The following is a 13,576-nucleotide window of genomic DNA, read 5'->3' as shown; positions in this document are numbered from 1 at the left end:
GGGGTAATTCTGAAGCTGCAAGGATAAAGTGAAAATTATTTACTGACTGCTCACTTTCCAGGCAATTTGCATCCCAGACCTCAATTCTGGCCTGGTTTTTAAACAAAAACGAGCCGCAAGCGGCCCGTTTTTGCGTTTTGTGACTTACTGCACTGCCACAATTTTGTCGTCGTTGGCTTCCAGACGGATAACTTTGCCCGGAATCAGCTCCCCGGAGAGTATCTGCTGCGCCAGTGGGTTTTCGATCTGTTGCTGGATTGCGCGTTTCAGCGGACGCGCCCCATAAACCGGATCGTACCCATTTGCGCTCAAGAGCTTCAGCGCATCATCGGAGATGTGAATTTCATATCCACGCTCTTCCAGACGTTTATACAGACGCTGCAGCTGAATCTGCGCAATCGACGCAATATGTTTCTCACCCAGAGGATGGAACACTACCACTTCATCAATACGGTTAATGAACTCTGGACGGAAGCTATGGCTTACCACGCCCATCACCAGATCCTTCATATGGCCGTAGTCCAGTTCACCGAAACGTTCCTGAATCAAATCGGAACCCAGGTTCGAGGTCATGATCACTACCGTGTTACGGAAGTCGACCGTTCTCCCCTGTCCGTCAGTAAGCCGTCCATCGTCAAGAACCTGCAGCAGAATGTTGAACACATCCGGATGCGCTTTTTCCACTTCATCCAGCAGGATGACGGAATAAGGACGACGGCGCACCGCTTCTGTCAGGTAGCCACCTTCTTCATAACCCACATATCCTGGAGGCGCACCAACCAGTCGCGAAACGGAGTGTTTCTCCATAAACTCGGACATATCGATACGGACCATCGCGTCATCGCTGTCAAACATGAAGTTAGCCAGCGCCTTACAGAGTTCGGTTTTACCGACCCCCGTAGGCCCCAGGAACAGGAACGAACCGATTGGACGATTAGGGTCAGACAACCCTGCACGGCTACGGCGAATGGCATTAGAGACCGCTTCAACCGCCTCGTTCTGACCAATCACGCGTTGATGCAGATCCTGCTCCATGCGCAGCAGTTTGTCGCGTTCGCTTTCCATCATGCGCGCAACCGGAATACCGGTCCAGCGAGCCAGCACTTCAGCGATCTCCTCATCTGTTACTTTGTTTCGTAACAGACGCATCGTTTTGCCTTCCGACTGTGTGGCGATCTCAAGCTGTTTCTCAAGCTCAGGAATTTTGCCGTACTGCAGTTCAGACATTCGCGCCAGGTCACCCACACGACGCGCTTGCTCAATGGCAATTTTCGCCTGTTCCAGTTCAGCTTTAATTGTCTGAGTACCCGAGAGTGAAGCTTTCTCCGCTTTCCACTCTTCTTCCAGCTCAGAGTACTGACGCTCTTTATCGTCCAGTTCTTCGTTGAGCATATCCAGCCGTTTCTTACTGGCTTCATCAGACTCTTTCTTCAGTGCCTGCTGTTCCAGTTTGAGCTGGATGATGCGACGGTCGAGCCTGTCCAGCTCTTCCGGTTTCGAGTCAATCTGCATACGAATGCTCGAGGCCGCTTCATCAATAAGGTCGATTGCTTTATCGGGCAACTGACGGTCAGCGATATAACGATGCGAAAGCGTGGCCGCTGCAACAATCGCCGGGTCAGTAATCTGCACATGGTGGTGCAGTTCATAACGTTCTTTCAGCCCACGCAAAATCGCGATGGTATCTTCAACGCTTGGCTCAGCAACAAACACTTTCTGGAAACGACGCTCCAGCGCAGCATCTTTTTCGATGTACTGACGGTACTCATCCAGCGTGGTAGCCCCTACGCAGTGAAGTTCCCCACGTGCCAGGGCTGGTTTTAGCATATTACCGGCATCCATCGCGCCGTCCGCTTTACCTGCGCCGACCATGGTGTGCAGTTCGTCAATAAACAGAATGACGTTGCCTTCCTGTTTCGCCAGGTCGTTAAGCACGCCTTTCAGACGCTCTTCGAACTCACCGCGGTATTTCGCCCCGGCCACCAGCGCCCCCATGTCGAGCGCCAGTACACGACGACCTTTCAGCCCTTCCGGCACTTCACCGTTCACAATGCGCTGCGCCAGACCTTCGACGATGGCGGTTTTACCGACCCCCGGCTCACCAATCAGCACCGGGTTGTTTTTGGTACGACGCTGCAGTACCTGGATAGTACGGCGAATCTCTTCATCACGGCCGATCACCGGGTCAAGCTTGCCCTGCTCGGCACGCTCGGTCAGGTCGACCGTAAATTTTTTCAAAGCCTGACGTTGGTCTTCGGCTCCCTGATCGTTCACGCTTTCACCTCCGCGCATTTTCTCAATCGCCTGAGTCACATTGGCGGTGGTTGCGCCGGCAGATTTCAGCAGGTCGGTCAAGGTACCGCGTGATTCAAGCGCCGCCAGAACGAAAAGTTCTGACGAAATAAAGTTGTCCCCACGTTTTTGCGCCAGCTTGTCGCAAAGATTCAGCACACGCACCAGATCCTGAGACGGCTGAACGTCGCCACCGGTACCTTCTACCTGGGGTAAACGGCTCAGAGCCTGATCGATGGCGGTGCGTAACTGGCCAGCATTAATGCCGGCAGACGTTAATAACGGACGTACCGATCCCCCTTCCTGATTCAGCAAGGCGCTCATTAAATGAAGAGGTTCGATGAATTGGTTGTCGTGCCCCAGTGCAAGGGACTGGGCATCGGCGAGAGCAAGCTGGAATTTATTAGTAAGACGATCCAGACGCATAACTCCTCCCATAACAGGTCAAATTTGCTACTGGAGATTAAATGAGGTCATCCCTCAATTATTCAAGGTTAATGACCTGAATTATGTGAAAAGAAAACGGCACGTTCCGGATCGTCTTGATTCTTTAGGTTATATCAGCCAAATAAAACTTGCCATACGACCTGTCGTCTTGTCGCGGCGATAAGAGAAAAAATCACCCTTTTCGGTGAAGGTACAGCGATCGCCGCCGAAGATCTGCGTCACGCCGACATTATTCAGGCGCTGGCGGGCCAACAGGTAAATATCGGCCAGATATTTTTCACCGGCAGGAAGGAAAGCATCCGCGGCTTGCAGATCTTTCTCCATAAAGGCTTCGCGGACCTCGGGTCCCACTTCAAACGCACGAGGACCAATGGCCGGGCCGAGCCAGGCCATGATATTCGCAGGGTCATCTTTAAAGCAGGCGACGGTCTCTTCGAGCACACCTTCACACAGACCACGCCAGCCCGCATGCGCTGCTGCCACCTCGGTACCGGCACGGTTACAGAACAGAACCGGCAGGCAATCGGCAGTCATTACCGCACATACCGTTCCCGGAGTATCACTGTAAGACGCATCGGCCCGTTTAGACGCATAGGGTTCGTCCGTTAACGGCAGTACCGTTTTACCGTGAACCTGTTCCAGCCAGACCGGTTTCGACGGTAAATTCCCGGCAGCAAACAGGCGTTTGCGGTTTTCTTCAACGTGCTCCAGGTTGTCACCACAGTGTGCGCCGAGATTCAAAGATTCCCACGCGCCCTGGCTCACACCGCCGATACGGGTTGAACTGCAGGCAGCCACGCCCTCAGGCAGTGGCCACTCCGGGACAATCAGTTTGGTCATAACCAGTCCACTTGATCTTTATGTTCTTCAAAATCAACACGCATGGCGTCAATAAGGTCGACCATATCCTGTGGGATCGGCGCGTGCCATTCCATCTGAATACCGGTGATAGGATGGTAAAGACGCAGCATCGTTGCGTGCAGCGCCTGGCGATCAAACTTACGCAGTACGCTAATGAACTCATCCGATGCACCTTTTGGCGGACGCGGACGACCACCGTAGACCTGATCGCCCACCAGCGGATGGGTAATGTGCGCCATATGAACACGGATCTGGTGAGTACGACCGGTTTCCAGACGCAGACGCAGACGCGTATGAATGCGGAAGTGTTCCATAATGCGGTAGTGCGTTACCGCAGGCTTACCCATCGGGTGCACCGACATATGGGTACGTTTGGTTGGGTGACGGCTGATAGGTTCTTCCACCGTGCCGCCAGCGGTCATATGACCAATGGCCACCGCTTCATATTCACGGGTGATTTCACGCAGCTGCAGAGATTCCACCAGACGTGTCTGAGCTGGAACGGTCTTTGCCACCACCATCAGACCCGTGGTGTCTTTATCCAGACGGTGAACGATGCCGGCGCGCGGAACATCCACGATAGGCGGGTAATAATGGAGAAGTGCGTTAAGGACCGTGCCATCAGGATTCCCCGCGCCCGGATGAACAACCAGGTCACGTGGCTTATTGATCACCAGGATGTCATCATCTTCATAGACGATGTTCAGCGGGATATCCTGCGGCTCGAAGCGGATATCCTCTTCGATTTCAGCATTGATGGCGACGGCTTCCCCACCTAACACTTTCTCTTTTGGTTTGTCCCAGATCTTGCCGTTTACCAGCACGCGCTGGTCAAGGATCCATTCTTTTATGCGTGAACGCGAATAATCAGGGAACAATTCGGCCAAAGCCTGATCTAAGCGTTGACCGAGCTGATTTTCGGAGACTGTTGCGGTGAGTTCTACTCGTTGTGCCATAAACTGCTTCTTCGTTTAACGTTGGGTTTTACGGCTTTGCCGTTTAATATAGTGTGCTATTGTAGCTGGTCTTAATCGGGAGCAGGAACAGAGTTTCTCCCGGACAAACATTTGAGGAAAGTCAAAACGTCATGACGCGCATGAAATATCTGGTGGCAGCGGCCACGTTGAGCCTGGCTTTGGTGGGCTGCTCCGGTTCAAATGAACAGGTCCCTGACAATCCGCCGAATGAAATCTATGCGACTGCACAACAAAAGTTGCAGGACGGTAACTGGAAACAGGCGATAACGCAACTGGAAGCGTTGGATAATCGCTATCCATTTGGTCCGTATTCGCAGCAGGTACAGTTAGATCTCATCTATGCCTACTATAAAAATGCCGATCTGCCGCTGGCTCAGGCAACCATCGATCGTTTCATGCGTCTGAACCCGACTCATCCTAACATCGATTACGTCATGTACATGCGCGGTCTTACCAACATGGCGCTGGACGACAGTGCCCTGCAAGGTTTCTTCGGTGTGGATCGTTCTGACCGTGACCCGCAGCATGCGCGTGATGCTTTCAACGACTTCTCCAAACTGGTGCGCGGCTACCCGAACAGCCAGTACGTCACTGACGCGACCAAACGTCTGGTGTTCCTGAAAGATCGTCTGGCGAAATACGAATACTCCGTTGCGGAATACTATACCCGCCGTGGCGCATGGGTTGCCGTGGTTAATCGTGTAGAAGGTATGCTGCGTGATTACCCGGATACACAGGCAACGCGTGATGGCCTGAAGCTGATGGAAAATGCTTACCGTCAGATGCAGATGACCGCACAGGCTGACAAAGTGGCGAAAATCATCGCCGCGAACAGCAGCAACACCTGATATTGCCTCAAAGCAAAACGGCAGCCTTCGGGCTGCCGTTTTTTTATGCGTTCAGAGATCAGCTGAAGCGGTTTAGCCTCAACACATCCTATCAACTATGACCGGAAATCGGGCCTTCCACAAGGTAAATATCACCTCTTCCTGCCCTGCCTCACAAAAAACATTCCCTGACAAAAACCGACAAAATAACGTGATCTAAATCACACATTTTGACATTAGGACAGGTATGCTGGAATCACCAAGACGGAAAGACAAGAGGTAAAATTTATGACAATGAACATTACCAGTAAACAAATGGAAATTACTCCGGCAATCCGCCAACACGTCGCAGACCGTCTCGCCAAACTGGATAAATGGCAAACACATTTGATTAACCCACATATCATCCTGTCCAAGGAGCCGCAAGGTTTCATCGCTGACGCAACTATCAATACTCCAAACGGCCATCTGGTCGCCAGCGCAAAACACGAGGATATGTACACCGCTATTAACGATTTGATCAACAAGCTGGAACGGCAGCTCAATAAAGTGCAACACAAAGGTGAAGCCCGTCGCGCCGCAACGTCGGTGAAAGACGCCAGCTTCGCGGAAGAAGTTGAAGAAGAGTAATCCTTTAAATTGAGTTTACCGCCAACGCGCCTTCGGGCGCGTTTTTTATTGACAGCATGAAAACAGTACGGGTACTTTAACGGTATCAACGACAGGATGATTTCATGAAACACACACCGTTTTTCTTCGCATTCTTTTTTACCTTCCCCTGATTGGGAGGCGTTTCGTCGTGTGATAAAGAATGCGAAGACGAACAACAAGGCCTCCCACACCGGGAGGCCTTTTTTATTAATAACGATAAACGAGACAGGCAACACTATGACACCGGAAAACCCGTTACTGGACCTGCGAGTGAAAATCAGCGCACTGGACGAAAAATTACTGGCCCTGCTGGCAGAACGTCGCACACTCGCCATCGAAGTGGGAAAAGCCAAGCTGGACTCCCATCGGCCGGTGCGTGATATCGACCGTGAACGCGACCTGCTGGAACGCCTGATTCAGCTTGGCAAAGCGCACCACCTCGACGCCCATTACATCACCCGTTTGTTCCAGCTCATCATCGAAGACTCCGTTCTGACCCAGCAAGCGCTACTCCAGCAGCATCTGAATAAAACGAACCCGCACTCTGCACGTGTCGCCTTCCTCGGCCCAAAAGGCTCTTACTCTCACCTTGCCGCACGCCAGTACGCAGCGCGTCATTTCGAAGAGTTTATTGAAAGCGGCTGCGCAAAATTTGCTGATATTTTCAATCAGGTCGAAACCGGACAGGCGGATTACGCCGTCGTACCGATTGAAAACACCAGCTCTGGCGCCATTAACGACGTGTACGATCTTCTGCAGCACACTACGCTGTCGCTGGTTGGCGAGATGACCATCCCTATCGATCACTGCGTACTGGTCTCTGGCTCAACCGACCTGAGCCAAATCGAGACGGTGTACAGTCACCCACAACCGTTCCAGCAGTGCAGTCAGTTCCTCAACCGTTATCCGAACTGGAAAATTGAGTACACCGAAAGCACTTCTGCGGCGATGGAAAAAGTGATGCAGGCCAATTCTCCGACGGTGGCCGCGCTTGGCAGCGAGGCGGGCGGAGCGCTGTATGGGCTGCAGGTGCTGGAACGCAACCTGGCGAACCAGACGCAAAATATCACCCGCTTCGTGGTACTGGCCCGTAAAGCCATCAATGTCTCTGAGCAGGTTCCGGCTAAAACGACGCTGCTGATGGCGACCGGGCAGCAGGCGGGTGCGCTGGTTGAGGCCCTGCTGGTACTGCGTAACCACAACCTGATCATGACGAAGCTGGAATCTCGCCCGATTCATGGCAATCCGTGGGAAGAGATGTTTTATCTGGATATCCAGGCCAACCTGGAATCTGCATCCATGCAGAAAGCCCTGCGTGAACTGGGTGAAATCACCCGCTCAATGAAAGTGCTGGGCTGCTATCCGAGCGAAAACGTCGTGCCGGTTGACCCCGCTTAACGTTCGATAAAGCGGCTTTTCTTCATCCCTGCCACGCTAACGGGCAGGGTGAAGATGGCGCCGGAGAGCGGATACTGCGCCACTTCATCCGCATCCATATTTTCCCGCGTGGTCGTGATAAACAGGGTCTTCATATCCTCGCCGCCAAAGCAGACCATCGTCGGACAACGAACCGGCATGCGATGCTCTTCCAGTTGTTCCCCCTGCGGTGAAAAGCGTGCGATACGCCAGCCATCAAACATTGCGCTCCAGTAGCAGCCTTCTTCATCCATCGCAGCACCGTCGGGTATGCCCTCCCCCTCTTTAAAGCGGCGGAATATCTCGCGTTTCACCGGCTCACCTTGCTCATCAAGCGGCGTGCGGTAGATAACGCCATTTGGCGTGTCAGAGGTGAACATCCACTGTTTGTCCGGGCTGAATGCCAGACCGTTGTGCCCGTGAATATCACACTGGATCACTTTCGGCGTCAGGTCATTATCGATACGCATCAGCATGGCGCCGTTGTAATCCCCCGGCCCCCAGAAGGTTCCCGCATAGAACCGTCCATGATGATCGGTACCTCCATCATTAAAACGCGCCAGTTGCGGGTTAGAGGGGTTATCACACACCTTGCGCTGAAGCAGGCCGTGCTTGTCAGCAAGCCAGATGCCATTGCGCATCGCGACGATAAAGCCGCCACGCTCACGCAGAGCGAAACAGCCTACTTCTTCATGGAAAGAGAGTACCGTGTGTTCCGCGGTAGGCAGATGATAACGGTGGATCTCCCCCTCCAGAATATCTGCCCAGTAGAGCGCATGCTCTTCGGCACTCCACGTCGGACATTCGGGCAAATGCCCGGTGTAATTCAACAGCGGCTGCGGTTCGGCCATAACAGTTCCCCAAAATGAAAAAAGCCAGCATTGCTGGCTTTTAGTATATACATCATCGCATTACTGGCGACTGTCATTTGCCTGACGCAAAAGCGTGCGGCTCTCACTCTGAAAACGTTGCGCATAATCGCCAAACCAGTGCTCGACTTTACGGAAGCTGTCGATAAACGCCTGCTTATCGCCATGCTCCAGCAAGGTGATCGCTTCACCAAACCGCTGGTAATAACGTTTGATAAGCGCCAGGTTGTTCTCAGAGGACATAATAATGTCGGCGTAAAGCTGTGGATCCTGAGCGAACAAACGCCCGACCATCGCCAGCTCCAGGCGATAGATCGGCGAAGAGAGCGCCAGCAGCTGTTCAAGCTGCACATTCTCTTCCGCCAGATGCAAACCGTAGGCAAAGGTCGCAAAGTGGCGCAGCGCCTGAATGAACGCCATGTTCTGATCGTGCTCTACCGCGCTGATCCGGTGCAACCTGGCACCCCATACCTGGATCTGTTCCAGGAACCACTGATAGGCCTCCGGCTGACGACCATCGCAGTACACCACAACCTGCTTCGCCAGGCTGCCACTGTCCGGACCAAACATCGGGTGCAGGCCAAGCGCCGGGCCAGTATGCGCCGCCAGCATCGCCTGCAGGGGGCCATTTTTGACCGATGCAAGGTCAACCAGGATACAATCTTTCGGCAACGGTGGAAGCTTGCCGATGATCTGCTCCGTCACGTGGATAGGCACGCTGACGATAACCATCCCCGCATCGGCCATCAGCGCTGGCGCGTGTTCCCAGTCCTCTTTTTCCAGAATGCGAACCTGATAACCAGAAAGCGTCAGCATTTTTTCAAACAGACGCCCCATCTGGCCCGCGCCACCCACAATAACCACCGGGCGCAGGGACGGACAGAGGGTTTTGAAGCCCTTATCGTTTTCGCTGGAATAGGATTCCCGCATTACGCGACGCAAGACATCTTCAATCAGATCCGGCGAGACGCCCAGCGCCTGGGCCTCTTTGCGCCGCGAAGCCAGCATGGATGCCTCACGCTCCGGGACGTAAATCGGCAGGCCGTATTTGCTTTTTACCTCACCCACTTCGGCAACCAGAGCCATACGGCGCGCCAGCAGGTCCAGCAACGCCTTATCCACTTCATCAATTTGATCGCGTAACGCGGTCAATTCAGCAACCATAACTACCCTCTTAAGCCAGACGCGTCGCCAGCTGGCCGCTTACATCTTTATGGATCTCACGCAGCAGCGCGTCGGTGGTTTCCCAGCTGATGCAGGCATCCGTGACGGATACGCCGTGCTTCATTGCGCTGCGCGGTTGTTCAGATGACTGATTGCCTTCGTGAATATTGCTCTCAATCATCAGACCGATAATAGAACGGTTGCCGTCTTTTATCTGTGCCACCACAGATTCCGCAACCGCAGGCTGACGACGGTAATCTTTATTCGAATTACCATGACTGCAATCTACCATCAGTGCCGGGCGCAGTCCCGCCTGCTCCATCTCTTTTTCACACTGTGCCACATCTGCCGGGCTGTAGTTTGGTGCTTTACCACCGCGCAGGATCACGTGACCATCCGGGTTACCCTGCGTTTGCAGGAGGCAAACCTGCCCCGCCTGGTTAATGCCAACAAAACGGTGCGGCATTGCCGCGGCACGCATGGCGTTAATTGCAGTGGCCAGGCTGCCATCGGTACCGTTTTTAAAACCAACCGGCATCGACAGGCCAGACGCCATCTCGCGGTGGGTTTGTGATTCTGTGGTGCGTGCCCCAATGGCAGACCAGCTAAACAGGTCGCCCAGGTACTGCGGGCTGTTCGGATCCAGCGCTTCAGTGGCCAGCGGCAGCCCCATGCTGACCAGCTCCACCAGCAGGCGACGCGCAATTTTCAGCCCTGCTTCCACATCAAACGAGCCATCCATGTGCGGATCGTTAATCAACCCTTTCCAGCCAACGGTGGTACGTGGCTTCTCAAAATAGACGCGCATTACCAGATAGAGGCTATCGCTGACCTCCTCCGCTAATGTTTTAAAACGACGAGCGTACTCAATGGCGGCTTCAGGATCGTGAATAGAACAAGGACCACATACCACCAGCAGGCGTGGATCGCGGCCAGCGATAATGTCTGAAATGGTCTGACGCGAGTGCTCAATTTGAGCCTCCTGCGCGACGCTCAGCGGGAATTCCGCTTTCAGTTGATCCGGAGTAATCAAAATCTGTTCGTCAGTGATATGTACGTTGTTCAGCGCGTCTTTTTGCATGATTGCGATCCTGTAGAGCTCGTTTGCGATAGTTGTTTTCCTCGAAGAGGTGAAACAACGATACCATAACAAGTAAAGATTTCAATCCAAAATACGTACACTTTTCTTTACGAATGCCAATTTATTGCAAAAATCAGCCGCCATATCCGTAAACTTTAAATTACACCACTTACTTTCCGTTACCAGGCTATGCTGAAGAAAAAAGGAGAATGGCTATGCGTTCAATTGCTCTGGTGCTGTTGTCGCTCATTTTATCGGGTTGCCAAATCAATCCTTATACCTTCCACCCGGACTGGACCAGCCCCAGCTGGTTTGATGCAGGTAAAGAAGACGCCATGAATGGTCTGCCGGTTAAAGATAACCAGACGCTGGCCGATAATTTTAATGATCCACAAGTTGATCGTAGTGAATATCTCCGGGGATATGCAGACGGACAGAAGAAAGTGTGTGAAGAAGGTTTTCTCCACGCCTGGGGATTAGCGGGCAAATCTTTTCCTGCCAGCTGCGATACTGCTGAAAATGCAGCAAAACTGCACGAGTCATGGCAAAAAGGCATGGATGAAAGCATGCGCTCCAGCAGACTTAATTAAGCCTCTTTTTATTCACCGGAATATAACAAAGTGTAGGATTTAGCTTAGGTCGAGGCAGGGAAAATTCTGACATAATGACGGCTCTGATAAACAATGGTATTCTGCCCACAACTCTTAAGGACATCTATTTCCGGAGCGAAGTGGCGGATTCTGGTGAGAAATTTATTCTTGATCTCTTTTTTCCGACTCACTCTGGTGCTAATGCTGTTCCTTATGGTGGGCGCAGCGGCGGCAGGCACGTTCACCGAAACCGATAAATCGGTACGTTCGATCGTTTCAGGTATTGTGAGCTACACCCGATGGCCGTCACTTTCCGGCCAGCCAAAACTCTGTGTTTATGCTTCTTCTCACTACACGCATGCACTCACCAGCAAGGACGGGCAAAGCGAATTACCTTATACCCCCGTTATTGTGCGTAACGATCAGGAAGCCCTGTCCGCGACGTGTGATGCTATTTATTTCGGGGCGGAATCCCCCGTAAAACAACGTGAATTAATAAGTCAGTATCAGGGCAGAGCATTGCTATTAATCTCAGAGCAAAATCCGGAATGTATTATTGGCAGCGCCTTTTGCCTGATAATTGATCGCAACCATGTCCGGTTTTCCGTCAATCTGGATGCGCTGACTCGCAGTGGCGTGAGAGTCAATCCGGATGTATTAATGCTCGCACGGAATAAGCAGCATGGATAAAGATTTCACTTCAGCGCCACGTCCGACGTTTAAAAGAACACTCAGACGAATCAGCATGATAAGCGTCATCATCACGATGACATTAATATGGCTGCTCCTCTGTTTTGCCTCCGTCGTGACATTAAAGCAATACGCACAAAAGAATCTCGAATTAACCGGCGCCACCATGAGCCACAGCCTTGAAGCCTCCCTGGTGTTCAACGATTCAGTGGCAGCCAATGAAACGCTTGCTGCCCTTGGCAAACAGGGTCAGTTTGCCGTGGCTGAAGTCCTCAACGTGCACAAAAAACGCTTTGCGTACTGGTCGTGGAACCCGGCGGATAACAACGACACCCTGGGGGCACTGGTCAGCCGCTGGCTTTTCCCCGAACCGATTTCCCAGCCCGTATTCCATAACGGCTCAACGATTGGCGAAATACGCCTTACCGCGCGTGACAGCCTGATAAGCCACTTCATCTGGATGTCGTTTGCCGTTCTCACCGGCTGTATTCTGTTTGCGACGGTGGTCGCACTGACCATTACGCAATCCTTGCATCACGGCATGGTTACAGCGCTGCAAAACATTACTGACGTCGTTCATGACGTACGCACTAACCGTAACTTCTCCCGACGGGTGAAAGACGGGCGCATTGAAGAATTTCACCAGTTTGGCGAGGACTTCAACAGCCTTCTGGATGAAATGGAGGAGTGGCAGCTTAAACTGCAGGCGAAAAACGCCCAGCTATTACGCACCGCCATGCACGACCCGCTGACGGGTCTTGCCAACCGTGCGGCGTTTCGTAACAGCATCGCGGCATTAATGAATGACCCCTCAGCAAAAACAAACTCGGCCCTGCTCTTCCTCGACGGTGATAATTTTAAGTTTATTAATGACACCTGGGGACACGCGGCAGGAGACTGTGTGCTGATTGAAGTCGCCAGAAGAATGGTCGAGTTCGGTGATAAGCGCCATCAGTCATACCGCCTTGGCGGCGACGAGTTTGCCATGGTGCTGTACGGCGTCCATTCAGAGCCTGAGGTTCAACATCTTTGTGCTGCCTTATCGCAGCAGTTTATCCGCCCGTTCGAATTGCATAACGGGCAAAAAGCATCAATGTCACTCAGTATTGGCTTTGCTCTGGCGTGGGAAAATGGTTCTGTGGAAGCATTACTGGAGAAAGCCGACCGCAATATGTACCTGGTTAAAAACCAGCGTACAAAAACGATAAATTAGAAGGGAAACGATATGTTAAAGCGATACTTCGCGCCGTTGTTATTAGCCTCAGTCGTGCTGGCAGGTTGCCAGTCACCGCCGCAAGGCAAGTTCACTCCTGAGCAGATTGCGGCGATGAAGTCTTACGGTTTTAACGAACTGAACGGCGACTGGTCCCTTGGCCTGTCAGATACCATCCTGTTTGATAAAAACGACGCCAGGCTGCGTGCGGAAAGTGAAACGCAGATCAAGACCATGGCCTCTCGCCTCGCGGCAACCGGTCTGAACCACGCGCGTATGGACGGTCACACGGACAACTACGGCGAAGAGCGCTACAACGAAGCGCTGTCATTGAAACGTGCAAATGCGGTAGCCGACGCCTGGGCGAAGGGAGCCAATATCCCGCGCAGCAACCTCACCACGCAGGGGTTAGGCAAAAAATACCCTGTTGCGAGCAACAGTACTGCAAAAGGGCGCGCTGAAAACCGCCGGGTTGCGGTGGTTATCAGCACGCCATAA

14 protein-coding genes and 1 other annotated feature are annotated in these 13,576 nt (G+C 52.7%); of the genes, 8 read left to right on the top strand and 6 right to left on the bottom strand.

Going from position 1 to position 13,576, the window contains the following annotated elements; translation table 11 throughout:
• Nucleotides 1-144: 144 nt before the first annotated feature.
• From clpB to rluD, 3 genes are all read right to left on the bottom strand, one after another.
• Nucleotides 145-2,718, bottom strand: a complete 2,574-nt coding sequence (clpB, locus tag QE396_RS22565) for an ATP-dependent chaperone ClpB (RefSeq protein ID WP_032680474.1) — start codon at nt 2,716-2,718, stop codon at nt 145-147.
• 129 nt (nt 2,719-2,847) lie between these two features.
• A complete protein-coding gene (yfiH, locus tag QE396_RS22560; protein WP_047366089.1) occupies nt 2,848-3,579 on the bottom strand; it encodes a purine nucleoside phosphorylase YfiH in 732 nt (243 codons plus the stop codon).
• Nucleotides 3,576-4,556 (bottom strand): 23S rRNA pseudouridine(1911/1915/1917) synthase RluD, encoded by a 981-nt coding sequence (gene rluD / locus QE396_RS22555; protein WP_014171235.1) that lies wholly within the window; start codon nt 4,554-4,556, stop codon nt 3,576-3,578. The genes yfiH and rluD overlap by 4 nt, the downstream gene beginning before the upstream one ends.
• Nucleotides 4,557-4,687: 131 nt before the next feature.
• On the opposite strand from rluD, the gene bamD reads away from it, so the two are divergent.
• The 4 genes from bamD (at nt 4,688) to pheA (ending at nt 7,453) form a co-directional block, all read left to right on the top strand.
• A complete protein-coding gene (bamD, locus tag QE396_RS22550) occupies nt 4,688-5,425 on the top strand; it encodes an outer membrane protein assembly factor BamD (RefSeq protein WP_013098339.1) in 738 nt (245 codons plus the stop codon).
• 267 nt (nt 5,426-5,692) lie between these two features.
• Entirely contained in the window at nt 5,693-6,034 is a 342-nt protein-coding gene (gene raiA, locus QE396_RS22545) for a ribosome-associated translation inhibitor RaiA (protein WP_003863162.1), read from the top strand.
• Between the two features lie 103 nt (nt 6,035-6,137).
• Nucleotides 6,138-6,263 (top strand) — a sequence feature (Phe leader region).
• The gene (gene pheL / locus QE396_RS22540) at nt 6,139-6,186 is read left to right on the top strand and encodes a pheA operon leader peptide PheL (protein WP_001386991.1); all 48 of its coding nucleotides are present in this window, start codon (nt 6,139-6,141) and stop codon (nt 6,184-6,186) included. (Overlaps the previous feature by 48 nt.)
• Nucleotides 6,264-6,292: 29 nt before the next feature.
• Nucleotides 6,293-7,453, top strand: a complete 1,161-nt coding sequence (pheA, locus tag QE396_RS22535) for a bifunctional chorismate mutase/prephenate dehydratase (RefSeq protein WP_020883922.1) — start codon at nt 6,293-6,295, stop codon at nt 7,451-7,453.
• Here the strand turns inward: pheA and QE396_RS22530 are convergent.
• From QE396_RS22530 to aroF, 3 genes are read right to left on the bottom strand one after another with little or no spacing between them, the layout of a single operon-like run.
• Nucleotides 7,450-8,322 (bottom strand): SMP-30/gluconolactonase/LRE family protein, encoded by an 873-nt coding sequence (locus QE396_RS22530; RefSeq protein WP_047366090.1) that lies wholly within the window; start codon nt 8,320-8,322, stop codon nt 7,450-7,452. The two genes, pheA and QE396_RS22530, sit on opposite strands and share 4 nt — an antisense overlap.
• A gap of 60 nt (nt 8,323-8,382) precedes the next feature.
• Entirely contained in the window at nt 8,383-9,504 is a 1,122-nt protein-coding gene (tyrA, locus tag QE396_RS22525) for a bifunctional chorismate mutase/prephenate dehydrogenase (RefSeq protein ID WP_309952546.1), read from the bottom strand.
• Nucleotides 9,505-9,514: 10 nt separating this feature from the next.
• Nucleotides 9,515-10,585 (bottom strand): 3-deoxy-7-phosphoheptulonate synthase AroF, encoded by a 1,071-nt coding sequence (gene aroF, locus QE396_RS22520; RefSeq protein ID WP_032680469.1) that lies wholly within the window; start codon nt 10,583-10,585, stop codon nt 9,515-9,517.
• 215 nt (nt 10,586-10,800) lie between these two features.
• Here aroF and QE396_RS22515 point away from each other — a divergent pair, with 215 nt between their 5' ends.
• From QE396_RS22515 to QE396_RS22500, 4 genes are all read left to right on the top strand, one after another.
• Nucleotides 10,801-11,175: a DUF2799 domain-containing protein gene (locus QE396_RS22515; protein ID WP_032680468.1), complete on the top strand. Its 375-nt coding sequence runs from the start codon at nt 10,801-10,803 to the stop codon at nt 11,173-11,175.
• A 201-nt stretch (nt 11,176-11,376) separates the two neighbouring features.
• Nucleotides 11,377-11,865, top strand: coding sequence for a YfiR family protein (locus tag QE396_RS22510; RefSeq protein ID WP_020883918.1), 489 nt, complete (start codon nt 11,377-11,379; stop codon nt 11,863-11,865).
• Complete coding sequence (dgcN, locus tag QE396_RS22505) at nt 11,858-13,078, top strand: diguanylate cyclase DgcN (RefSeq protein ID WP_047366092.1); 1,221 nt, start codon at nt 11,858-11,860, stop codon at nt 13,076-13,078. Before QE396_RS22510 ends, dgcN begins: the two co-directional genes overlap by 8 nt.
• A 12-nt stretch (nt 13,079-13,090) precedes the next feature.
• On the top strand, nt 13,091-13,576 hold the full coding sequence (locus QE396_RS22500; protein WP_014171244.1) for an OmpA family protein: 486 nt from the start codon (nt 13,091-13,093) through the stop codon (nt 13,574-13,576).

This window comes from Enterobacter sp. SORGH_AS_0287 (genome assembly GCF_031453695.1).
In the GTDB taxonomy this organism is placed as follows: Bacteria; Pseudomonadota; Gammaproteobacteria; order Enterobacterales; family Enterobacteriaceae; genus Enterobacter; species Enterobacter ludwigii.
This window is presented reverse-complemented; position numbering and strand designations above follow the sequence as displayed.